Origin of the sequence: Jatrophihabitans sp., assembly GCF_036388195.1 — a bacterium.
Classification (GTDB): Bacteria; Actinomycetota; Actinomycetes; order Mycobacteriales; family Jatrophihabitantaceae; genus Jatrophihabitans_A.
Map to the genome: position 1 here is coordinate 1 of NZ_DASVSG010000141.1, position 20,746 is coordinate 20,746.

At 68.9% G+C, this 20,746-nt stretch carries 23 protein-coding genes; 5 read left to right on the forward strand and 18 right to left on the reverse strand.

Annotated features, from left to right (window positions below; translation table 11 throughout):
* Nucleotides 1-247 precede the first annotated feature (247 nt).
* From VF612_RS14535 to VF612_RS14595, 13 genes are all read right to left on the reverse strand, one after another.
* Nucleotides 248-1,402: a hypothetical protein gene (locus VF612_RS14535; protein ID WP_408660568.1), complete on the reverse strand. Its 1,155-nt coding sequence runs from the start codon at nucleotides 1,400-1,402 to the stop codon at nucleotides 248-250.
* Nucleotides 1,399-1,785 carry a hypothetical protein gene (locus VF612_RS14540; protein WP_408660569.1) on the reverse strand — a complete coding sequence of 129 codons (387 nt, stop codon included), beginning with the start codon at nucleotides 1,783-1,785 and terminating at the stop codon, nucleotides 1,399-1,401. The genes VF612_RS14535 and VF612_RS14540 overlap by 4 nt, the downstream gene beginning before the upstream one ends.
* Nucleotides 1,786-1,867: 82 nt before the next feature.
* Nucleotides 1,868-2,638 carry a response regulator gene (locus VF612_RS14545; RefSeq protein WP_408660570.1) on the reverse strand — a complete coding sequence of 257 codons (771 nt, stop codon included), beginning with the start codon at nucleotides 2,636-2,638 and terminating at the stop codon, nucleotides 1,868-1,870.
* A gap of 265 nt (nucleotides 2,639-2,903) precedes the next feature.
* Complete coding sequence (locus tag VF612_RS14550; RefSeq protein ID WP_408660571.1) at nucleotides 2,904-3,179, reverse strand: type II toxin-antitoxin system RelE family toxin; 276 nt, start codon at nucleotides 3,177-3,179, stop codon at nucleotides 2,904-2,906.
* Entirely contained in the window at nucleotides 3,176-3,457 is a 282-nt protein-coding gene (locus VF612_RS14555; protein WP_408660572.1) for a type II toxin-antitoxin system Phd/YefM family antitoxin, read from the reverse strand. Before VF612_RS14555 ends, VF612_RS14550 begins: the two co-directional genes overlap by 4 nt.
* Nucleotides 3,458-3,593: 136 nt before the next feature.
* A complete protein-coding gene (locus VF612_RS14560; protein WP_408660573.1) occupies nucleotides 3,594-3,992 on the reverse strand; it encodes a type II toxin-antitoxin system VapC family toxin in 399 nt (132 codons plus the stop codon).
* Between the two features lie 20 nt (nucleotides 3,993-4,012).
* On the reverse strand, nucleotides 4,013-4,249 hold the full coding sequence (locus VF612_RS14565) for a type II toxin-antitoxin system Phd/YefM family antitoxin (RefSeq protein WP_408660574.1): 237 nt from the start codon (nucleotides 4,247-4,249) through the stop codon (nucleotides 4,013-4,015).
* 89 nt (nucleotides 4,250-4,338) lie between these two features.
* Nucleotides 4,339-5,103 carry a maleylpyruvate isomerase family mycothiol-dependent enzyme gene (locus VF612_RS14570; protein WP_408660575.1) on the reverse strand — a complete coding sequence of 255 codons (765 nt, stop codon included), beginning with the start codon at nucleotides 5,101-5,103 and terminating at the stop codon, nucleotides 4,339-4,341.
* A 3-nt stretch (nucleotides 5,104-5,106) separates the two neighbouring features.
* A complete protein-coding gene (gene purL / locus VF612_RS14575; protein ID WP_408660576.1) occupies nucleotides 5,107-7,401 on the reverse strand; it encodes a phosphoribosylformylglycinamidine synthase subunit PurL in 2,295 nt (764 codons plus the stop codon).
* Nucleotides 7,398-8,075, reverse strand: a complete 678-nt coding sequence (purQ, locus tag VF612_RS14580; protein WP_408660577.1) for a phosphoribosylformylglycinamidine synthase subunit PurQ — start codon at nucleotides 8,073-8,075, stop codon at nucleotides 7,398-7,400. Before purQ ends, purL begins: the two co-directional genes overlap by 4 nt.
* Before the next feature lie 47 nt (nucleotides 8,076-8,122).
* Nucleotides 8,123-8,353 (reverse strand): phosphoribosylformylglycinamidine synthase subunit PurS, encoded by a 231-nt coding sequence (gene purS / locus VF612_RS14585; RefSeq protein ID WP_408652307.1) that lies wholly within the window; start codon nucleotides 8,351-8,353, stop codon nucleotides 8,123-8,125.
* A gap of 225 nt (nucleotides 8,354-8,578) precedes the next feature.
* Nucleotides 8,579-9,106 (reverse strand): GNAT family N-acetyltransferase, encoded by a 528-nt coding sequence (locus VF612_RS14590; protein WP_408660578.1) that lies wholly within the window; start codon nucleotides 9,104-9,106, stop codon nucleotides 8,579-8,581.
* A gap of 51 nt (nucleotides 9,107-9,157) precedes the next feature.
* A complete protein-coding gene (locus VF612_RS14595) occupies nucleotides 9,158-10,090 on the reverse strand; it encodes a phosphoribosylaminoimidazolesuccinocarboxamide synthase (protein ID WP_408660579.1) in 933 nt (310 codons plus the stop codon).
* 150 nt (nucleotides 10,091-10,240) lie between these two features.
* Here VF612_RS14595 and VF612_RS14600 point away from each other — a divergent pair, with 150 nt between their 5' ends.
* Nucleotides 10,241-10,732 (forward strand): sigma-70 family RNA polymerase sigma factor, encoded by a 492-nt coding sequence (locus tag VF612_RS14600; RefSeq protein WP_408660610.1) that lies wholly within the window; start codon nucleotides 10,241-10,243, stop codon nucleotides 10,730-10,732.
* Nucleotides 10,729-12,198, forward strand: coding sequence for a hypothetical protein (locus tag VF612_RS14605; protein ID WP_408660580.1), 1,470 nt, complete (start codon nucleotides 10,729-10,731; stop codon nucleotides 12,196-12,198). The genes VF612_RS14600 and VF612_RS14605 overlap by 4 nt, the downstream gene beginning before the upstream one ends.
* Nucleotides 12,199-12,231: 33 nt before the next feature.
* On the opposite strand, the gene purB is transcribed toward VF612_RS14605, so the two are convergent.
* Together purB and VF612_RS14615 are read right to left on the reverse strand one after the other, a co-directional pair.
* Nucleotides 12,232-13,704, reverse strand: a complete 1,473-nt coding sequence (purB, locus tag VF612_RS14610; RefSeq protein ID WP_408660581.1) for an adenylosuccinate lyase — start codon at nucleotides 13,702-13,704, stop codon at nucleotides 12,232-12,234.
* Nucleotides 13,705-13,776: 72 nt separating this feature from the next.
* Nucleotides 13,777-14,484, reverse strand: coding sequence for a TetR/AcrR family transcriptional regulator C-terminal domain-containing protein (locus tag VF612_RS14615; RefSeq protein WP_408660582.1), 708 nt, complete (start codon nucleotides 14,482-14,484; stop codon nucleotides 13,777-13,779).
* A 147-nt stretch (nucleotides 14,485-14,631) separates the two neighbouring features.
* On the opposite strand from VF612_RS14615, the gene VF612_RS14620 reads away from it, so the two are divergent.
* Nucleotides 14,632-15,573: an ABC transporter ATP-binding protein gene (locus tag VF612_RS14620; RefSeq protein WP_408660583.1), complete on the forward strand. Its 942-nt coding sequence runs from the start codon at nucleotides 14,632-14,634 to the stop codon at nucleotides 15,571-15,573.
* Nucleotides 15,570-16,391, forward strand: coding sequence for an ABC transporter permease (locus VF612_RS14625; protein WP_408660584.1), 822 nt, complete (start codon nucleotides 15,570-15,572; stop codon nucleotides 16,389-16,391). The genes VF612_RS14620 and VF612_RS14625 overlap by 4 nt, the downstream gene beginning before the upstream one ends.
* Before the next feature lie 7 nt (nucleotides 16,392-16,398).
* On the opposite strand, the gene purD is transcribed toward VF612_RS14625, so the two are convergent.
* From purD to VF612_RS14640, 3 genes are all read right to left on the reverse strand, one after another.
* Entirely contained in the window at nucleotides 16,399-17,640 is a 1,242-nt protein-coding gene (gene purD, locus VF612_RS14630) for a phosphoribosylamine--glycine ligase (RefSeq protein ID WP_408660585.1), read from the reverse strand.
* A gap of 51 nt (nucleotides 17,641-17,691) precedes the next feature.
* A complete protein-coding gene (locus VF612_RS14635) occupies nucleotides 17,692-18,183 on the reverse strand; it encodes a hypothetical protein (RefSeq protein ID WP_408660586.1) in 492 nt (163 codons plus the stop codon).
* A gap of 131 nt (nucleotides 18,184-18,314) precedes the next feature.
* The gene (locus tag VF612_RS14640; protein WP_408660587.1) at nucleotides 18,315-19,601 is read right to left on the reverse strand and encodes an adenylosuccinate synthase; all 1,287 of its coding nucleotides are present in this window, start codon (nucleotides 19,599-19,601) and stop codon (nucleotides 18,315-18,317) included.
* Nucleotides 19,602-19,730: 129 nt separating this feature from the next.
* Between VF612_RS14640 and VF612_RS14645 the strand changes: the two genes are divergently transcribed.
* A complete protein-coding gene (locus VF612_RS14645) occupies nucleotides 19,731-20,414 on the forward strand; it encodes a hypothetical protein (RefSeq protein WP_408660588.1) in 684 nt (227 codons plus the stop codon).
* Nucleotides 20,415-20,746 lie beyond the last annotated feature (332 nt).

Genomic DNA, 20,746 nt, shown 5'->3' on the forward strand with positions numbered 1-20,746 from the left:
TCCGGCGCGCACGCCGCGGGGGCCACCGGCTCGTACGGGTCATCGCAGAACCGCCAACCATCGCCGCGCGGTCGGTAGCGCTTCTACCCTCCGGTACCGCCCGCCAACTCGCCGCCGCCCTCATTGTGGCCGCAGACCAAGCGGACGAACTCGACCGCGATGTCTCTGCACGCCTGGCACCCTGACAGGGAGTTCCAGTGGCCTCAGCCAGCCGATCCGGTCGCCCGAGTTATGTTGCCATTTCAAGTCAAGAAGATTCGGCGTTCGCGTCGACAACCTCCGTAGCAAGAGCCTTGGCGGTGTCTCTCGCACGAAGTAGCGCAACGGCAGCCGACTCCCAGTCATCGACGAGCGCCGCAGATTTCGCCATCGCCCGAATGGCGCGTTCCATCTGCTGCCCAGGCCGCTTGAGAGCTCTGCTGATTTTTCCGAGGCTACCGACCATCGTCGCGAACTCGTTCAGCCCTTCCATGCCCTCGCGGGTGCCGCTGGCCAACTCCGCGATGCCCTCGAGGAACGGAGACACATTTTCGTCTCTGAGGAGTTCAGGATCGCGCGCCATGTCGTTCAGCAGGCCCCTGACGTTCTCATCGAGGCCTGCCATCGTGCCCGCAAATGTCGATGTCAGCCGGGTTAGGTCATCGGCGGGTTGCTGCAAACTCTTTCCATAACGAGTAAGCACCGTGAGGCGTTGAGCCGCAGATGCGGACTCCGAGATAGCTTCGATCTCGCTGCCGAAGTCAGCGGCTTGTGCTCCCAATGTTTCGAGAACGCCGCCGAGTTCTTCAACGGTACTGTTCAAAATGGGAAAATCATCCTCGATCTCCGCCATGCGATCGACGAATCCACGTTCGTCCTCTGCTACGTCTTCCGTCTGCGGCGAAGTTTCTTCGTTGTCCTCTGTCGTTCGTGACGGTATTGGGCCGCCTGCCCTGCTCTGCCACACACGGGTGGCGGGAAGGGGGTCAGTGCCTTCGGCGAGTCCTATTCGTAGAACCTCGGAGAGCTGTTTGCGTGCGTCAATCAACCCGCGCTCCGACCTGGAAAACATGATGGTCCGCAGGGCTTGGACATCAAAGGGCAGCTGGCCGTATTCGCCGATCTGGATCGTGAGCAGGCCGGTAGTGTGTCGGAGGCCCAATTCGTACATGACATTGGGATTTGCGCCACTGACATCGGCAATCACTACCTCGTCCTCTAGTAAATGACGGAATATTTGATCAGTAATCTCGCCGGGCACGGCGATACCGTCGGCACGTATAGGTTCAAGGTCGTTCTCAGCACACGCAGGCTTGATAACGTCCTCATACACCGAAAGCGCCTCCTCGTAGGCCAGTCGACGAGGCGAGCCATGAGCGGCCATCTTGTCGCCGATCGGGCCAATCACGAAGCAGCGGTTCACGCGGTACCACTCTCCTTCTTCAACAGTTCGTCAGCCAGATCGATGAGTCGCCCTGACTGTTTCAAAGCCGTCGCCACGTCATTCCTCGTGCACCGCTTGCTGTCGTACTGGGCTTTGGGCTTCAAGGCCAAGACACTTGCAAGCTGGCGTGCGGACTGCGGTCGGTTCCGGCGAAGCCTCGTTACAGCTTGTTGGTGGTCACTGTCTCTGAAGTATGACCCCACGTCGACAAGCAAGATCACGTCGGCCGCGTTGATCGCCGCCGACGCCGCCAAGCTCACAGCGGCGTCCATTGCGTCCACTGCAGCCTCCGCCACGAGCATGAACTCCTTAGCCTTCGCAAGTTTTTGCGCCGCGACCGCTCGAACCGGTTCCGACACCACGCCGTGAGCTTACTCGGGGGCGCGAAGGGCTTAGGACGCTGCAAGTTGTCGAAGTGGGGTCGTGCTCCTACCTTCGTAAATTCTATTGGCTGAGAACTGCCTGCATGACAAGTTGAACCAGTGTCTGCGGACGGTTGGTCAGGCCTTGAGCCCCACGGGAAATCGCCTCGTCTCGATCTTCCGCGGAATCGGAGGACGAATAAATGATAAATGGCGTATCGACGCCATTTGCCTTCACCCTGTCGAGGAGGTCATATCCTGCTCTTGGACCCTCCGGACGTGACATGTCTGAAATTATCACCGCAAAGCGCTGGTGCCTCGCTGCTTCCAGGGCCCGATCCGTGGAAACGGCGAGTGTGAACTGTAGGCCCATGGCCTCAAGCGCCCGACGCTCATTCACATTATTGCCGGGCGAGTCGTCAACCCACAGCACTTGATTCCGCCCCTTTTGAATAGAAGCGCGGCCGCTTGCTGATGCTTCCCGAATAGTGGACACTACCGAACTGACCTCAGCGGCCGAAACCGACAAGTCATCCTTTGCGCTAGCAATAGCCAGAGAAGCCGTAGCGGTCAACGTTCGGACATAGTTTTCTTCGTCACGAAAATCTGCTGGAGCGAACAACTTGTTCGCATGTTGACTGACCAGCCACGCAAATACGGCTAACACCAATACTGGGAATGCTACTAAGAAGTAGATCAAAGGCAGCCGTTCCGACTCGGACATTGAGTTGCCGACGCCCGTTAAGAGGGCGGCCATTCCGTACACCAACACGATGAACAATGCAATTATCCCGAGAGGGTTTCTCGCGAGCTTTTGCGTGATGTCGCCAAAGCCTTTGATGTCGTCTGACATAACCACCGCCTATCCCGTCGCTTATAGAGTAAGCCGGCATATGACTCTTGATCGTGAAAGTCGACGTAAGTAACGCTGCCATGGTCAGCATGCCACGGTGCCGATCAATGGAACCACCTGAGTTGGTATCGTCGCCCGACTGGCGGTGCGAGGCTTGAGATCCCTTGCGAGCCAGGCGCTTGGCTGTCGGCTACTCGACCAAAGTCAAGGGGCAGAATGTCGATTAGCGAGGTTTCCGGTTCTGCTTGCGACTGCAGTCTCGGGCTCATCGGCGGTACGCGTCGCTGCGATGCATGATGGTGAGGACCGTGACGGTGCGCTGTTGGTCATCGATGCGGTAGATGACGCGATAGGTCCCGCGCCGCGCGCTGTAACGGTCAGCCAGCGGGGGCTGTAGCCGCTTGCCTATCCGATGCGGGTTGTCTAGCAGTGGCCCCAGGACGAATTCGTAGGCAGCACTGGCCACAGCCTCGGGCAACGTCTCGGCGAGTTGGCGTCGTGCGGTGGGAGCGACGATCAACCGGTACCCCGGCTGCGTCACGCAGTCGAGCGTCGGCGGCGCATGGCCTCGGCAAGCTGCTCCTCCGACTCACCCTCGCCACGCGCGATTTCGGCCTCGGCCTCGATCAAGTTACGCAACGTGTCGGTATCCGAGAGCACCGCGATCGTCTCCTCCAGGGATTCAAGATCATCGACCGCTAGCAGCACGGCCGAGGGGCGACCGTGCACCGTGACGGTCAAGCGCTCATGGTGAGTGCTCACCCGCCCTACCAGCTCTGAGAGATGCGCCTTGACCTCGGCTAGCGGCATGGATGTCATAGTCACAAGTATGACCAGATCTGGTAGCCCCGTCCACCGGGCTGATTAAGGGATGTCCCTGCGATTGCTCAGATTGTCGAGGTCGCTAGGGTCGGTCGGATAGGTCTAGGACTGGCCACAGCCTTGGCCTCTATGACTAGCGGCGGCGGGGATTCGGAACCGTCCGAACAGAAAGCTCGTCGATCCCGGTGAAGTCGCTCGGGTTGCAGGTGTACAGCGGCAAATCGTGGGCGATAGCCGACGCCGCGATCAAGGCGTCGTAGGCGCGGGCGGCAGGCTTGCGCCCGGCCTGGCGCAGCGAGGCCGCGACGCGGCCGAACGCTCGGGCCGACGCGGCATCGAAGGCAAGCGCTTCGAAGTCTGCTTCGGCTTGCTGCAGATGCGCTTGGCGAGCGGATCGTTCCCGGGCCGTACCAGCGACGTGCGGTCCGACCGACAGCTCGGCCAAGGTCACCGCGCTGATCACGCACTCGTCGGGAAGCACACTCGGATCGTCCAACTCACCGAGCAGGATCACGGTGGAGGTGTCGAGCATCCCCCGAGCCGCACTGGCAGTCATACGGTGGGATCGAGGACGTCGTCGATATCGCGCCGCAGCAGATCAGGGTCGACCTTCGGCAAGTGCCGGCGACGTTCGATGAGGTCGGCCGATGCCGGGGAAGGCCGGCGCCTCGGGCGCAATTCAGCGACCTCGGCGCCATCTCGGGTCACGATCAACTCCTCGCCACGGGCCACCCGGTCGAGGACTGCTCCGCCGTCATTGCGGAGCTCGCGCACGGTCACCGTCTTCATAGCACGAGTGTATCACCGGTGAGACGGCGCTCACCTGATCCAGTAAGAACCAACCAGGACTGGACCTCATCAAAGAGACAGCGACGACGTCACAGCAGCGGCAACTGCTCGGAGAGGTCGGCCCGCAGCCCGCTGGCGCGGACGTGACCGGCGGCCAAGGCCTGGGACCACTCCACCCGCCCGGTAGCCAGCAGGAGGAACGTCACCGGATCCGTCTCGACCACGTTCGGCGGGGTGCCCCGAGTGTGCCGGGGCCCGGTGATGCACTGCACCGCGATGACCGGCGGCACCCGCACCTCAACCGACCGGCCCGGGTGCTTCGCCGCGAGCATGCCGGCCAAACCCCGCACGCCGGTCCCGAGCGCCAAGCGATCCAGAGCAAGGGGCGGACGGTCCGGCAGCGACCGGCTCAGATCCTCCGAGTGCGCCAGCACCTCGAAGATCCGGGTCATCAGGTAGTCCGCCGCGCTGATCGGCCCGCGCGGCGCCCGGACCACCTTCGGCAACGGCTCGGCCAACCGGGCGCGTACCTGGCTCAGCAGCAGGTCCAGCTCGGTGAGCAGCTCATCCGGCGTCCGGTCGGCCGCCAGCTCCGACGTGACCGCGTCGATCAGCCCTGCGTCCGGCCGGTACCGGGCGACGTAGTCATGCAGCGCCAGCGGCGACTCGTCGACCGGCGAACCGATAGCCCCCAGCAGCCCGCGGAAGATCATCAGCACGTGCGCGGTCAGCAGCCGGACATCCCATCCGGGCAGCACGCTCGGCTCAGCGAACGCCTCGGACGGCAAAACCCTCAGCCACTCCCGCATCAGCGCCGCCTGGGCCAGCAGCGGCCGGGAAGGATCGGACGGCATCGCTCAGCCGAACAGCCGGGGCAGCGTCGATGCCCAGGCCACCCGCAGCTCCGCCATCGGAATTCGGAACTGCCCCTGCACCTCGATGGCCGACTCGAGGATGTCGAGCACGCCGATCCGCTGAGCCGGCAGCCGCCGCGCGGCGCACATGTCGGTGAACCGGGCGTCCGCAACCCGCGGCACCGCCACGATCGCCCGGCCGGCCGACTCGGAGAACAGGAACACGAACGGGTCCATCCCGTCCGGCACCACGACCCGGATACCGGAGCAGCCCCGCAGGCAGGCCTCGGCCAGCGCCACGAACAGCCCGCCGTCGGACAGGTCGTGGGCGGCGTCGATCAGGCCGTCCCGGGAGGCGTTGATCAGCACATCGGCCAGCAGCCGCTCCCGCTCCAGGTCGACCGCCGGCGGCCGGCCACCGAGGAAGCCGTGCACGACATGGGCCCACTCCGAGCCGCCGAACTCGTTCCGGGTGTCGCCGAGCAGGTACAGCAGCGCCCCGTCGCCGCGCAGCGCCATCGGCGTCCGGCGGGTCACGTCGTCGATCACCCCGAGCACCCCGACCACCGGCGTCGGCAGGATCGCGGTGGTGCCGGTCTGGTTGTAGAAGCTGACATTGCCGCCGGTCACCGGGATGCCCAGCTGCTGGCAGCCGTCGGCCAGCCCGCGGACCGCCTCGGCGAACTGCCACATCACCGCCGGGTCCTCCGGCGAGCCGAAGTTCAGGCAGTTGGTGACGGCCAGCGGCCGGGCGCCGGTGACCGCGACGTTGCGGTACGCCTCGGCCAGCGCCAGCTGCGCCCCGGCGTACGGATCGAGCCGGCAGTACCGGCCGTTGCCGTCCACCGAGACGGCGATCCCGACGTTGCTGTCCTCGCCGTCCGGCCCGGGCAGCCGGACCATGCCGGCGTCCTCGGGCTGGGCCAGCACGGTGTTGCCCTGCACGTACCGGTCGTACTGGTCGGTGACCCAGGACTTGTCGGCCAGGTTGGGCGAACAGATCAGCTTCACCGCGGTGGCCCGCAGCTGCTCACCGGTCTTCGGCCGGGGCAGGCCGAAGACGTGCTCGCCGTTGAGCGCGTCCTGGTCGTACGGGCGCCGGACCGGCCGCCGGTAGACCGGTCCCTCGTGGGCCAGGGTGCGCGGCGGGACGTCGACGATCGTCTCGCCGTGCCAGCGCATCACCAGCCGGTCCCCATCGGTCACGGTGCCCAGCACGGTGGCGGTGACGTCCCACTTGGCGCAGACCTCGAGGAATGCCTCGAGGTTCTCCGGCGCGACGACCGCCATCATCCGTTCCTGGGACTCGCTCATCAGGATCTCTTCGGGCGCCAGCGTCTCGTCGCGCAGCGGCGCCAGGTCCAGGTCGATCTCCATGCCGCCGGTGCCGGCCGCGGCGAGCTCCGTGGTCGCGCAGGACAGCCCCGCCGCGCCCAGGTCCTGGATGCCGGTGACCAGGTCGGCGGCGAAGATCTCCAGGCAGCACTCGATCAGCACCTTCTCGGCGAACGGGTCGCCGACCTGCACCGCCGGGCGCTTGCGCTCCCCCTCGCGTTCGAAACTGGCCGAAGCCAGCACCGACGCGCCACCGATGCCGTCGCCGCCGGTGCGGGCGCCGAACAGCACCACCAGGCTGCCCGGCCCCTCCGCCTTGGCCAGCTTGATCCCGTCCGCCGGCAGCACCCCGACGCACAGCGCGTTCACCAGCGGGTTGGCCAGGTAGCTGGGGTCGAACACCACCTCGCCACCGATGTTCGGCAGCCCCAGGCAGTTGCCGTAGCCGCCGATCCCGGACACCACGCCGGGCAGCACCCGGGAGGTGTCAGCAGCGTCGGCGGCGCCGAACCGGAGCGAGTCGAGCACCGCGATCGGGCGCGCGCCCATGGTCAGGATGTCGCGGACGATGCCGCCCACCCCGGTGGCCGCGCCCTGGTACGGCTCGACGTAGGACGGGTGGTTGTGCGACTCGATCTTGAACGTCACCGCCAGGCCGTTGCCGACGTCCACCACGCCGGCGTTCTCGCCCATGCCCACCAGCAAAGCCGAGCGAGCGCCTTCCGGAATCTTTTCAGCGAACTGCTTCAGGTGCACCTTGGACGACTTGTAGGAGCAGTGCTCCGACCACATCACCGAGTACATCGCCAGCTCCGAGCTGGTCGGCCGCCGGCCCAGGATCTCCTTGATGCGGGCGTACTCGTCCTTGGCCAGCCCCAGCTCCGCGTACGGCTGGGGCTGTGCGGGAGAGGACCCGGCGACCTGCACCGTGTCCAGCGGCGCCCGTCGTCGAGTGGCCGTCACGCCTGCACCATGCTGCTCAGGACGGAGCTGAAGAAGCCCAGGCCATCGGCGCTCGGACCGGTCAGCGGGTCGATCGCGTGCTCGGGATGCGGCATCAGGCCGACCACGTTGCCTTCGGCGTTGCAGATCCCGGCGATGTCGCGGTACGAGCCGTTCGGGTTGCCGCCGAGGTACCTGGCCACCACCCGGCCCTCGCCCTCGAGCTCGTCCAGCACCCGCTCGCTGGCCACGAAGCCACCGTCGATGTTCTTGATCGGGATCAGCAGCTCCTGGCCGTCGGAGTAGTCGGCGGTCCACGCGGTGCCGGCCCGCTCGATGCGAAGCCGCTGGTCCTTGCAGACGAACCGGCGCTCGGCGTTGCGGATCAGCGCCCCGGGCAGCAGGTGGGCCTCGCACAGCACCTGGAAGCCGTTGCAGATCCCGAGCACCGGCAGCCCGTTGCGGGCGCCGTCGATCACGGACCCCATCGCCGGTGAGAACCGGGCGATCGCGCCGCACCGCAGGTAGTCGCCGTAGGAGAAGCCGCCGGGCAGCACCACCGCGTCGACGTCTGAGAGCCACTTGTCCCCGTGCCACAGGGGCACCGGCTCCGCTCCGGCCAGCCGCACGGCGCGCAGGGCGTCGCGATCGTCAAGGCTTCCGGGAAAGGTCACTACTCCGACACGCACGCTCACGCCCACAGGTTACCGGCTGGCGCCGGCCGGGCATGCCGACGCCGCGGTCAGCGGGAAATGGTGAAGTCCTCGATCACCGGGTTGGCCAGCAGCGTGTCGGCGAGCTTGGTCACGGTGGCGTCGTCGAGGTCGTCGTCTACGTCCAGCTCGAAGTGCTTGCCCTGCCGCACCGAGTTCACGCCCTCGATGCCCAGCCGGGTCAGCGCGCCGAGGATGGCCTGGCCCTGCGGGTCCAGGATCTCAGGCTTCATCACGACGTCGACTACCACGCGGGCCATTGCTCGCTCCTTCATCCTCGGCTGCGCCCAGCTTTCCCGGCTGCGGGGGCTTCCTCAGCTGCGGGCCAGCCTAGTGCAGCGGTCGTGGGCGTAGCCTCGGCGTCCGTGCAGCGCGTCCTGGTCGCAGGCTCCTCCGGGCCGGCAAGTCGATGCTGGCCGCCGAGCTGGCCGTTCTGCGATTCCGCTCCCCGGCCGAGGTCCGGCGCTGGCTGGCCGCGGCTGAGGTCAGGAACCCTCGAAGTCGGACCGGAACAGGCCCATCAGGACGGTGTCCTCGTACCGGCCGCCGGACCAGGTCTGCTCGCGCTGGCGGCCCTCCTCGACGAAACCGACCGCCCGGTAGGAACGGATCGCCCGCTTGTTGCTGCCGTGCACCTCCAGCCAGAGCTTGCGCAGGTTCTGCATCCGGAAGCCGTAGTCCACCAGCAGGGCCAGCGCCTCCCGGCCGTATCCGCGTCCCCAGTAGGCCCGGTCGCCGATGCCGATGCCCACCTCGGCCGTCCCGTCCCGCCGGTTGACGTTGTGCAGCCCGCAGTCACCGATGAAGAGCCCGTCCACTTCGATCGCGAAGTTCGGGCTGTCCTTGTCCTTGGCCTGCTCGTCGAAGAACTGCTGCACCAGCGTCAGGGTCCGCGGCCGGGGCGGGTCACCGCCACCGAGCAGCTCGAACTCGATGTCGTTCTTGAACTCGGTCAGCCGCGGCAGGTCGGCCTCGGTCAGGGCCCGCAGCGTGACCCGCTTTCCGACCAGCATCGTGGCTCCATCCCTCTCTCAGTCGGCTTTTCCGCGGGCGCGGCAGGCCCGCTACGACCGGGCCGGGGCCAACCAGTCGGCGAACCGTAACCCGGTGAGCCGCTCGTACGCATCCAGATATCGCTGCCGGGTGGCGGCCACCACGTCCTCGGGCAGCGGTGGCGGCGGCCGGTCGGAGTGCCGGTCCCAGCCGGAGGCCGGTGAGGTCAGCCAGTCCCGGACGTACTGCTTGTCGAAGCTGGGTTGCCGGCCGCCGGGCCGCCACTGGTCAGCCGGCCAGAACCGCGACGAGTCCGGCGTCAGCACCTCGTCCCCGAGCATCAGCTCACCGGTGCAGGAGTGCAGCCCGAACTCGAACTTGGTGTCGGCGAGCAGGATGCCGCGGTCCGCCGCGAGCTCGCGGGCCCGGGCGTAGATGGCCAGGCTCAGCTTGCGCAGCCGGCCGGCGGTCCGCTCACCGACCTGCGCGACGACGGCGGCGAAGCTGATGTTCTCGTCATGCTCGCCGACCGCGGCCTTCGCGGCCGGGGTGAAGATCGGCTCGGGCAGCCGGTCGCCGTCGGTCAGGCCGGGAGGCAGCGCGATGCCGCACACCGAACCGGTGGCCTGGTAGTCCAGCAGCCCGCCGCCGGTCAGGTAGCCGCGGACCACCGCCTCGACCGCGATCATGTCCAGCTTCGCGCACAGCATCGCGCGGCCGCGCCACGCGTCCGGGATCAGCTCGTCGTCGTAGCTGAGCAGGTGGTTGCCGACCAGGTCGGCCAGCTGTCCGAACCACCACACCGACATCGCGGTCAGGATCCGCCCCTTGTCGGGGATCTCGGTGGCCAGCACGTGGTCGAAGGCGGAGATCCGGTCGCTGGCCACCATGACCAGGTGGCCGGTGTCGGTGGCGTAGAGGTCCCGGACCTTGCCGGAGTGGATGTGGGTGAGCCCGCCGTCAGACGGATTGGCGGGCTGCACGGTGGCCGGAGTCGGAGGCACGGGGCCGATCCTGTCACACCCGGATAACGATGCCGGCTCCTCGCGACTGGCATGCAACCTCCGGCGGGGCATCGCGTCTGACAACCGTACATACTTCGCAAGCGGAGTCGGCCGGACGTACCGGCCAGGACGGACAGCGCTGTGACGCAGATGACCGAGATCGACTTCACCGGCTTGTACTCCGCCCACCGGCTGCCCCTGGTCCGGCTGGTGGTGCTGCTCGTCGATGACATCGGCACCGCCGAGGACGTGGTGCAGGAGGCGTTCACCGCGTTGCACCAGAACCGGCACCGGCTGCGCGACCCGGACGCAGCACTGGCCTACCTGCGCGCCACCGCCGTGAACAACGCCCGCTCGGTGCTGCGCAAGCGCCAGACCGCCCGCCGGCACCTGCGGCTGGCCAGGGTGGAGAACGCCGCACCGGCCGACAGCGAGCTGCTGCTGGCCGCGGCACACCAGCAGGTGCTGGCCGCCGTCCGGCAGCTACCGCCCCGGCAACGCGAGGTGCTCGCCCTGCGGTACTGGGCGAACCTGTCCGAGGCGGAGATCGCCCAAGCGCTGAGCATCTCGCGCGGCGCGGTGAAGTCCAACGCCAGCCGGGGCATGGACAAGCTCGAAACGATCCTGGGAGACGCGCGATGAACAGCCACACCGAAGAGCGGCTCCGGGCCGCGTTCGAGGCCAAGGCCGACCAGGTCACCGCCGAGCGGCTCGACCAGCTGGCAGCCCAGCGGCTGCTGACCGGCGAGCTGGACCCCACCGGTTGGAACCAGCCCGAGGGCAGGACCGATCTCCCGCCCGCTCGCGCCGGAGCCGTCCGCGACGATGAGCTGACGCCGCTGAAGTTCAGCCACCGGACCGCCGGAACGCGGCACGCCCGCTGGCTGGCCCCTGCCCTGGCCGCAGCCGCCGTCGCAGCGATCACCGTCGCGGTCACCGCGATCACCATGTCGGATAACGGCAGCGCTCCCACACCGAACCCCCCGGCCAGCCAGATCAGCACGCCGGCGCCGAGCCTGACACCGACGCCCAGCAACACCCCGCCCCAGCCCCAGCCGTCGAGCGCCTCCCCGGTCACTGCTACTCCGCCGGCGCAGGCGCCGCTGCTCGGTAACGGCAAGCAAGCCGGACGCTCCGAGGTCCCCTGGAACCAGGTCGGTCATGGCTGGTTCCTGGCGCTCACAAATGGCGCAGCACCCGCCCTGTACCTGATCAACCCGATCGGTGGTCGCTACCTCATCACCGATCACCTGCCTGACGCCGAGAACCGCATCGCTCAATGGTCACCGGACGGCAAGCGGGTCATGCTCAGCCGGGAGCAGGGCACGGCTCACATCATCACCGAGCTGGAGCTGGCAACCGGCCGGATACTGCACACCGTCAACCTCGGCGAGCGCGGGTTCTTGGACTACACCAGGCCGCAAGGCCGCGCGATCCTGGTGACGCGTCTCGCGGGCACCTCCCCGTCGTTGGAAAGACTCGCCACGGACGGCAGCCACCAGCTGGCCTATCCCCGGACACTGCCCGGTTCCGGACAGATCGGCTTCCCCGTCCTCTACAACGCGGACGGCACCGGCCTGCTGGTCGGTGGTTCACAGGGAATGACGCTGCTCGGCAATGATGGCCATCTGATCCGGACCTTGCCCGCGACGGCGGATGTCCGCGGCTGCTGGCCGGTCAAGTGGTGGAGCTCATCGACGGTCCTGGAGACCTGCGTCTCCAAGACCGGCAGCTCGTACGCACTCTTCCTCCAGCCGGTGGCCGGTGGGCAGCCGGAGAAGTTGGCCGCCGCGAGCAAGACCCACCCCGGCGGCTTCAGCAACGCCTGGCGATACAGCGAAGGCACGCTGTTGAGCGAAGGAGGCGGCTGCGGGCCAGGCCGACTCAACGTCCTGCGGAACGGAGCCATCAGGATTCTCAAGCTGCCTGCCGGGGTGGCTGAGGACCCGCCTGTGATCGGGGTGGACGGCGATCTCCTCACCCTGCGACGACTGGGCGGCTGCCCGGTCCGCGACGAGGAGTCGGTGATCTCGTTCAACCTCGTCACCGGCGCCACCACCACCTTGTTCACGGGCGATGCGCAACTGATCCCCTATCCCTGGCAGTAGCCGTGCCCGGCACGGCCGGCAAGGACCAGCCAGTCAGAGGATGGGCTCAGGAACGTAGCCGGCGGCGGCCGGCTCGGTCTCCAGCACCCGGTCGACCGCGGCGATCACCGCTCGCACCTGGGCTCCAGCGGCGCCGGTGAAGGCCACCGGGTCGGCCAGCAGGTCGGTCAGCGCGCCGGCGTCCAGGCCCAGCCGGGGGTCGGCTGCCAGCCGGGCGAGCAGGTCGTTCTCGGCGGCGCCGTGCTCGCGCATGTCCAGCGCCACCCGGACGGCGTGCTCCTTGATGGCCTCGTGCGCCTGCTCGCGCCCGGCGCCGGCCCGGACGGCGGCCATCAGCACCTTGGTGGTCGCCAGGAACGGCAGGTAGCGGTCCAGCTCCCGCGCGATCACCGCCGGGAACGCCCCGAAGTCGTCCAGCACCGTGAGGGTGGTCTCCAGCAGGCCGTCCAGGGCGAAGAAGGCGTCCGGCAGCGCCACCCGGCGGACCACCGAGCAGCTGACGTCGCCCTCGTTCCACTGGCCGCCGGCGAGTTCCCCCGCCATCGAGGCGTAGCCGCGCAGGATCACCGCGAAGCCGTTGATCCGCTCCGCGGACCGGGTGTTCATCTTGTGCGGCATTGCCGACGAGCCGACCTGGCCGGGCCGGAACCCCTCGGTGACCAGCTCGTGGCCGGCCATCAGGCGCACGGTGGTGGCGAAGCTGGCCGGCGCCGCGGCGAGCTGGACGAGCGCCGACAGCACGTCGAAGTCCAGCGACCGGGGATAGACCTGCCCCACGCTGGTCAGCACCCTCTCGAAGCCCAGGTGTTCGGCCACCCGGCGTTCCAGCTCGGCCAGCTTCGCCGCGTCGCCGTCGAAGAGGTCCAGCATGTCCTGGGCGGTGCCGACCGGGCCCTTGATGCCCCGCAGTGGGTACCGGGCGAGCAGCTCATCGAGCCGGGCCAGGGCTGCCAGCAGCTCGTCGGCCACCGTGGCGAACCGCTTGCCCAGGGTGGTGGTCTGCGCGGCGACGTTGTGCGAGCGGCCGGCGATCGGCAGCGCCTCGTACTCCGCGGCGCGCCGGGCCAGCCGGACCAGAACGCTGAGCACCTTGGTCCGGACCAGCCGCAGCGCCGAGCGGACCTGCAACTGCTCGACGTTCTCGGTCAGATCGCGGCTGGTCATGCCCCGGTGGATCAGCTCGTGCTCAGTCGCCGTCCCCTCGGCTGCCAGCGCGTTGAACTCCTCGATCCGGGCCTTGACGTCGTGCTTGGTCACCCGCTCCCGGTCGGCGATCGAGTTCAGATCGACGGCGTCGACGCCGGCCTCGACCACTGTGCGGTAGGCCGCGACCGCGCCGTCCGGGGTGCTGATTCCGAGATCCTGCTGGGCCGTGAGCACCGCGAGCCAGAGCTGGCGTTCGAGTACCACCTTGTGCTCGGGGCTGAACAGCGTGGCCATCGCCGGCGAGGCGTAGCGCTGGGCCAGGACGTTCGGGATGGCGGGCTTGGCGGTCACCCGGGGCATTCTTCCGCACCGCCGACCGCGGAACGAAACTGTCCCAGCCGTCGCCTGGGCCGCCCGATGCTCACCCAACCGCTACTCGACAGGACGGACTCCAGGTGCGGCGGCGCCGTCGGCCGGCAGCGACCTGGCGAGGCCGTCCAGGATCAGGTCGAGCCCGAAGTCGAACTCCGCGCCGAAGTCGTAGCCGGGCTGCATGATGTGCTCCATGGTGAACTCGACCAGATGCGGGTACTCCTCGGCTGAGAACCGCTGCATCATCGATCCGGCGAGGTCGGCGACGCTCTCCGGGCCGTGGATGGGCAGCGCGGTCTCCGACATCGCGAAGCCGTACAGGTAGCTGTCGATCAGGGCGAAGGCGTGCGCGGTCTGCTCCACCGAGAAGCCGGCCGCCCGCAGCGCGCCGAGCATCGCGTTGTGGTGCCGCAGCGTCGCCGGGCCGGCGTTGAGCCGTGACTGCAGCAGCGGGGTCGCCCACGGGTGGCTCCTGAGCACCCGGCGGGCCGAGGCCGCCCGCCGGCGCATCTCCTGCCGCCAGTCCCCGCCGGCCGCCGGCAGCTCGAACTCGCCGAACACGAGGTCGACGATGCCGTCCAGGATCTCGTCCTTGTTGGCGACGTAGTGGTACACCGACATCGGCTTGACGCCGAGTTCGGTTGCCAGCGAGCGGATCGTGAGAGCCGCGATGCCCCCGGCGTCGGCGACCGCGACGGCCGCCCGCAACACCCGATCGCGGCTGAGCGGAACCCGTTCCGCGGCGCCGTTGCCAGCTGATCTCACCATTGCGCTCCCGAAGCACTAGCGGTTTCGTACTTAGTACTATACAGTCTCGTACTTAGTACGACAGGTGCTCGCCACGCGATCATCTCCAGCCCGGGAGGGCTTCGCCTCCCACCCCCTAGCACCCGCTAGCCAACGAAAGGCACGGCGATGATCGAAGTAGAGAATCTCAGCAAGCGATACGGCGACACACTCGCGGTGGACGGGTTGAGCTTCGTGGTCCAGCCCGGCATCGTCACCGGATTCCTCGGCCCGAACGGCGCCGGGAAGTCCACCACGATGCGGATGATCGCCGGACTGGACGAGCCGACGGCCGGCCGGGTTGCCGTGAACGGCCGGGACTACCGGTCCGCCGGCGCCCCGATGTCCGAGCTGGGCGTGCTGCTGGAGGCCAAGGCGGTGCACACCGGCCGATCCGCGCGCAACCACCTGCTCGCGCTGGCGCAGACCAACGGCATCAACCGGCGGCGGGTGGACGAGGTGATCGATCTGGTCGGCCTGCACGACGTGGCCGGCAAGCGGGCCGGCGGATTCTCCCTGGGCATGGGCCAGCGGCTGGGAGTCGCCTCGGCGCTGCTGGGCAACCCGAAGACCGTGGTGCTGGACGAGCCGGTCAACGGCCTCGACCCGGAGGGGGTGCTGTGGATGCGCACGATGCTCAAGGGCCTGGCCGCCGACGGGCACACGGTGTTCGTGTCCTCCCACCTGATGAGTGAGATGGCCCAGACCGCCACCCGGCTGGTCGTCGTAGGCCGCGGCCGCCTGATCGCCGACACCACGGTCGAGGAGTTCGTCGCCCGCGCCTCACAGAACTCCGTGATCGTCCGCACCCCGGAGGCGGCCCAGCTGCGGAGCCTGCTGCGCGCGCCGGGCATCACCGTGACCAGCGAGCAGCCCGACCTGCTGCGGGTCGACGGTGTGACGGCCGAGCACATCGGCACCATCGCGTGGCAGGCCCGGGTGCCCCTGTTCGAGCTGGCCGTCCAACAGGCCTCGCTGGAGGAGGCGTTCATGCACCTCACCCGCGACGCCGTCGAGTACCGCTCCACCGAGATCGCCGGCCGCACCGGCGCCGTGGCGGTGGCGGCATGACCACCGTCGAAGCTCCAGCGCTCAGCTCGACCGGGATCAGCCGCGGCGTCCTGCGGGTCACCCAATTGCGGGTGGTGCTCTCGGAGTGGACCAAGCTGCGGTCGCTGCGGTCCACGGTCTACACGTTGCTGACGGCCGTCGTGCTGATGATCGGCCTCGGCGCCCTGTTCGCGGCCATCGCGGCCAGCCAGCCCAGCTTCAATCCGGGCGAGAGCGCGACCTCGACAAGCCTGACCGGCACCTTCTTCGCGCAGCTGGCCATCGGCGTGCTGGGCGTCCTGCTGATCAGCGGGGAGTACAGCACCGGGATGATCCGCGCGTCGTTGACCGTGGTGCCGGGACGGCTGCCGGTCCTGTGGGCCAAGCTGGCCGTGTTCGCCGCGGCCGTCTTCGGCGCCATGCTGCTGGCAAGCCTCACGTCGTTCCTGATCGGCCAGGCCCTGCTGAGCGGGCATCATCCGACCGCCTCGCTCGCGGACCCCGCGACCCTGCGGTCGGTCGTCGGCGCGGCGCTGTACCTGACCGTTGCCGGCATGACGGGCCTGGCGTTGGGCGCCTTGTTGCGCCACACCGCCGCGGCGATCTCGACCTTCGTCGGCGCCTTCTTCGTGATCCCGCCGCTGATGCTGCTGCTGCCCGCGCCGTTCTCCAGCCACGTCGTGCAGTACCTGCCGTCCAATGCCGGCGCGATGCTGGTCGGCGGGAGCTACGGCGTCAGCAATCCGCTGGCGCCCTGGACCGGGTTCGCGGTGATGTGCGGCTACGCGCTGGTGCTGATCGGCTGGGCCGCCTGGCAGCTCCGCCGTGGCGACGCCTGAGCCCGGCCTATCCGGCAGCCTGCTGCGTCACGGCGGCGGCCGCGATGTCGGTGCGGTGCTGGCTGCCGGCCAGCTCGATGCCGGCCACCAGCCGGTAGGCCGCGTCCCGGGCCTCGGCCAGGGTGGGGCCGACGGCGGTGGCCGACAGCACCCGGCCACCGGCCGAGCGCAGCACCCCGTCGCCGTCGCGGCGGGTGCCGGCGTGGATGACACCGGGCTGGTCGCCCCCGGTGATCGGGTCGTCCAGCCGCGGCCGGCCCGGGTAGTTCGCCGCCGCGATCACCACCGTGACCGCCGCCCCGGAGCGCCAGCGGGGCGGCGGGCAGCCGGCCAGGTTCCCGGTGGCCGCCGCGTGCAGCAGCCCGGCCAGCGGCGATTCCAGCAAGGCCAGCACCACCTGGGTCTCCGGGTCGCCGAACCGGGCGTTGAATTCGATCACCCGGGGCCCGGCCGCCGTCATCGCCAGCCCGACATAGAGCAGGCCGGTGAAGGGCGTCCCGCGCCGGCGCAGCTCGTCCACGGTGGGTTGGGCGACCTCGCGCACCACCTGCTCCACCGTCTCGGCCGGCAGCCAGTCCAGCGGGGCATAGGCGCCCATGCCCCCGGTGTTCGGGCCGGTGTCGCCGTCGCCGATCCGCTTGTAGTCCTGGGCCGGCAGCAGCGGCAGCACGGTCACCCCGTCGGTGACGCAGAACAGCGACACCTCCGGGCCGTCCAGGTACTCCTCCACCAGCACCCGCCCGCAGGCCGCGGCATGCTCGGCGGCCAGGCGCCGGTCCTCGGTCACCACCACGCCCTTGCCGGCGGCCAGGCCATCGTCCTTGACCACGTAGGGCGGCCCGAACTCCTCCAGCGCCGCGTCCACCTCGGCGGCCGCGCCACACACCCGGGCCCGGGCGGTCGGGACGCCCGCGGCGGCCATCACGTCCTTGGCGAAGGCCTTGCTGCCCTCCAGCTGGGCGGCCTGCCGGGACGGCCCGAAGCAGGCGATGCCGGCGGCGCGGACGGCATCGGCCGCCCCGGCCACCAGCGGGGCCTCCGGGCCGATCACCACCAGGCCGGCCCGCACCTCGACAGCCAGCGCCGCGATCGCCGCGGGATCGGAGACGTCCAGCGGGCGGTGCTCGGCGATGGTCGCGGTGCCGGCGTTGCCCGGCGCGCAGATGAGCGCCGTGACGGCGGGGTCGGCCGCCAGCGCCAGGCAGAGGGCGTGCTCACGAGCACCGGAGCCAACGACGAGAACCCGCATACCCGCCAGGCTATCGAGTCGGGTATGCGGGTTCTGGGGAACGTCGGCGGCTCAGCAGCCGCAGGTGTAGTACAGGATGTCCCAGTGGCTGCCCTCGTCGCAGTAGATGTTGCCCGAGGCCGCCTGCCACTGCGGGTAGCCGTCACCGCGGTTGCCGATCCGGGTGAAGGCGCTCTTGATGTAGCCGTCGATGCAGGTCCGGTGGCTGATGTCGACCTTGTAGCCGTTCCAGTGGCTGTAGGTGCCGCTGGCGTGCCCGGTCTCGGTGCCGCCGGTGATGTTGATCGAGCAGCCGCTGGCCCGCTTGAGGGTGATCACGCCGGAGATGGTGCTCTGGTTGATCTGCTCGAACGAGGTGCAGGTCGAGTTGTAGCGGTTGGAGCAGTTGCCGCTGGAGCTCCAGGTGATGCCCGCGGCCGACAGCTGCGAGGTGGCCTGGGCGTGGGTCAGCTTGGTGACGGCGTGCGCCGGGGTGCTGACCGCGATCAGGGTGGTCACCGAGGCGAACAGGCCGAGCAGGAATACGACGATCCGATTGCGCATGCTTCATCCACTTCATTGGGGGAAGGAGGGGCGATACCGGCATCACCGTGGCGTATCAGTCGGAACTCGGCAACTCCACCGCAGAAGGTCTTAACCCGGTTCACACGAAGTGACGGGGCGGGAAGGGCGGCTCAGGCCAGCAGGTCGTTCAGCACGATCGACTGGTCACGGCCGGGGCCCACCCCGATCACCGAGATCCGCGCTCCGGACATCTCCTCCAGGGCGCGGACGTAGGCCTGGCAGTTGGCCGGCAGGTCAGCCAGCGTCCGGGCCTTGGAGATGTCCTCCTCCCAACCCGGGAAGGTCTGGTAGATCGGCACGGCCTTGTGGAACTCGGCCTGGGTCATCGGCATGTCGTCGTGGCGGACCCCGTCGATGTCGTAGGCCACGCAGACCGGGATCTCGGGCAGGCCGGTGAGGATGTCGAGCTTGGTCAGGACGAAGTCGGTCACGCCGTTGATCCGGGCGGCGTACCGGGCGACCGGGGCGTCGTACCAGCCGGTGCGTCGCGGCCGGCCGGTCGTGGTGCCGAACTCCGCGCCGGCGTTGCGCAGCTCGTCACCCTTGGAGTCCAGCAGCTCGGTCGGGAACGGGCCCTCGCCGACCCGGGTGGCGTAGGCCTTGACGACCGCGATCACCCGCGCGATCCGGGTCGGCGGGATGCCGCTGCCGGTGCAGGCGCCCCCCGCGGTGGCGCTGGAGGAGGTGACGAACGGGTAGTTGCCGTGGTCGACGTCGAGCATGGTGGCCTGGCCGGCCTCCAGCAGCACGGTCTTGCCGTCCTCGAGCGCCTCGTGCAGCAGCAGCGCGGTGTTGGCCACCATCGGCCGCAGCCGGTCGGCGTAGGACAGCAGGAACTCGACTACCGCGTCCACTTCCAGGGCGCGCCGGTTGTAGATCTTGGCCAGCACCTGGTTCTTGAGGTTCAGGACGCTGGTGACCTTGTCGCGCAGCGTCACCTCGTCGAACAGGTCCTGCACCCGGATGCCGATCCGGTTCATCTTGTCGGCGTAGGTGGGGCCGATGCCGCGCCCGGTGGTGCCGATCCGGCGGCTGCCGGCGAACCGCTCGGTCACCTTGTCGATCACGGTGTTGTACGGCGCGATGATGTGGGCGTCGGCGCTGACCACCAGCTTCTCGGTGGAGCGGCCGCGCGCCTGCAGCGCGTCGATCTCGCCGAACAGCACCTCGAGGTCGATCACCACGCCGTTGCCGATCACCGGAACGCAGTTCTCGCTGAGGATGCCCGAGGGCAGCAGGTGCAACGCGAACTTCTCGCCGTTGATCACGATGGTGTGCCCGGCGTTGTTGCCGCCGTTGAACTTCACCACGTAGTCGACCCGGCTGCCGAGCAGGTCGGTGGCCTTGCCCTTGCCTTCGTCGCCCCACTGAGCGCCGACCAGAACGATGGCGGGCATGTACGGACTCCTTGTCCGGGAACTCCCCGGCCGGCGAGTCCGGCCGGGCAGGCGATGGGGTGGGCACCGCATCCTGGTGCAATGTAGCTGGCGCTAGCGCGGCCGAGCGCCAGCGGAGGGGGTGAGCGGGTGCGCCTGGTGCAGCTCAGCGTGGGCGCGCGGCCGCCTGCCGAGGGCCTGCCGGCCGGGACGGACCGGCATGCCGCGACCGACGCCGCCGGGGTGGACGCGGCGCTGGCGGAAGCCTGGCCCGGCCGGTTGGGAGCCCAAGCGCCGCGGCTGGTGATCGACGCCGACCTGGCCGGGCTGAACCTGGTGCTGCACCGGCTGCTGCGCCGGGGCCTGCTGGAGACGGTGGAGACAGCGGTGCTGCTCCGGGAGCCGGTGCCCTACCTGTCCCGGCTGGGATTGCCCGCCGACCTGGACGGCCAGCTGCGGGTCGCCCGGCAGGGCGCGGCCCGGCTGGTGGGCGTGGTCAAGGACGATTCCGGCGGCGTCTGCGTGGACGGGGCCTCGCTGGAGCCGTGGCCTGGGGAGGAGGCGCGCTGGTGGCTGCGGGCGGTGGTGGACGATCAGCGGCTGGCCGACGGGACCGCCCGCGGGCTGCGGGTGCGCCGGCTCGGGCCGTCCGAGCTGGAGGCCACCGTGCAGCTGGGCCGGCTGCGCCGCCGGACCTGCCGGGGCCGGTCGCTGCAGCTGGCCTGTGATCCTGCGCTGATCGTGGCCGACGGGGTGGCCCGGGAGCGGCCGCGCGGCAAGCGGACGTTCTGGTCGGAGCCGGCGTTGTGGCGGCTGGCGCTGCCCGCCGGGTGAGACGCGTTATCCACAAGAGCCTGTGAGGTCGCAGCGACCGGTCGCCCGGTTCTGCGATGGTGGCCGGTGCTTCCTTCTGGTGGTCAGGCCGCAGGTGATCCGGTCCTGCGGCCTGATTGCGGGGGAGGTGAGTGGATGAGCAAGATGTCAGGGAAAGACAGAGCCAGGATCTGGTGCGCTGCCGTAGGGGCTACCGCGCCGACGATCCTGGCTGTGTCCTATCTGATCCGGACCCTCCTGGTTCGGTAAGCCGATCCATTCGGGGCGGGAGACTGTGACAGCAGTTTCCCGCCCCACCAGTGTCGTAGCGAAAGCGGCTTCAGTCAATCCGA

Bases quoted from the DNA above. Each gene is read 5' to 3' on its own strand.
- VF612_RS14545 (WP_408660570.1), bottom strand. From the start codon at position 2,638: ATGTCAGACGACATCAAAGGCTTTGGCGACATCACGCAAAAGCTCGCG.
- VF612_RS14555 (WP_408660572.1), bottom strand. From the start codon at position 3,457: ATGACATCCATGCCGCTAGCCGAGGTCAAGGCGCATCTCTCAGAGCTG.
- VF612_RS14560 (WP_408660573.1), bottom strand. From the start codon at position 3,992: ATGCTCGACACCTCCACCGTGATCCTGCTCGGTGAGTTGGACGATCCG.
- VF612_RS14565 (WP_408660574.1), bottom strand. From the start codon at position 4,249: ATGAAGACGGTGACCGTGCGCGAGCTCCGCAATGACGGCGGAGCAGTC.
- VF612_RS14570 (WP_408660575.1), bottom strand. From the start codon at position 5,103: ATGCCGTCCGATCCTTCCCGGCCGCTGCTGGCCCAGGCGGCGCTGATG.
- purS (WP_408652307.1), bottom strand. From the start codon at position 8,353: ATGGCCCGCGTGGTAGTCGACGTCGTGATGAAGCCTGAGATCCTGGAC.
- VF612_RS14590 (WP_408660578.1), bottom strand. From the start codon at position 9,106: ATGCTGGTCGGAAAGCGGGTCACGCTGCGGGCCCTGACCGAGGCCGAC.
- VF612_RS14600 (WP_408660610.1), top strand. From the start codon at position 10,241: ATGACCGAGATCGACTTCACCGGCTTGTACTCCGCCCACCGGCTGCCC.
- VF612_RS14605 (WP_408660580.1), top strand. From the start codon at position 10,729: ATGAACAGCCACACCGAAGAGCGGCTCCGGGCCGCGTTCGAGGCCAAG.
- purB (WP_408660581.1), bottom strand. From the start codon at position 13,704: ATGCCCCGGGTGACCGCCAAGCCCGCCATCCCGAACGTCCTGGCCCAG.
- VF612_RS14615 (WP_408660582.1), bottom strand. From the start codon at position 14,484: ATGGTGAGATCAGCTGGCAACGGCGCCGCGGAACGGGTTCCGCTCAGC.
- VF612_RS14620 (WP_408660583.1), top strand. From the start codon at position 14,632: ATGATCGAAGTAGAGAATCTCAGCAAGCGATACGGCGACACACTCGCG.
- VF612_RS14625 (WP_408660584.1), top strand. From the start codon at position 15,570: ATGACCACCGTCGAAGCTCCAGCGCTCAGCTCGACCGGGATCAGCCGC.
- purD (WP_408660585.1), bottom strand. From the start codon at position 17,640: ATGCGGGTTCTCGTCGTTGGCTCCGGTGCTCGTGAGCACGCCCTCTGC.
- VF612_RS14635 (WP_408660586.1), bottom strand. From the start codon at position 18,183: ATGCGCAATCGGATCGTCGTATTCCTGCTCGGCCTGTTCGCCTCGGTG.
- VF612_RS14640 (WP_408660587.1), bottom strand. From the start codon at position 19,601: ATGCCCGCCATCGTTCTGGTCGGCGCTCAGTGGGGCGACGAAGGCAAG.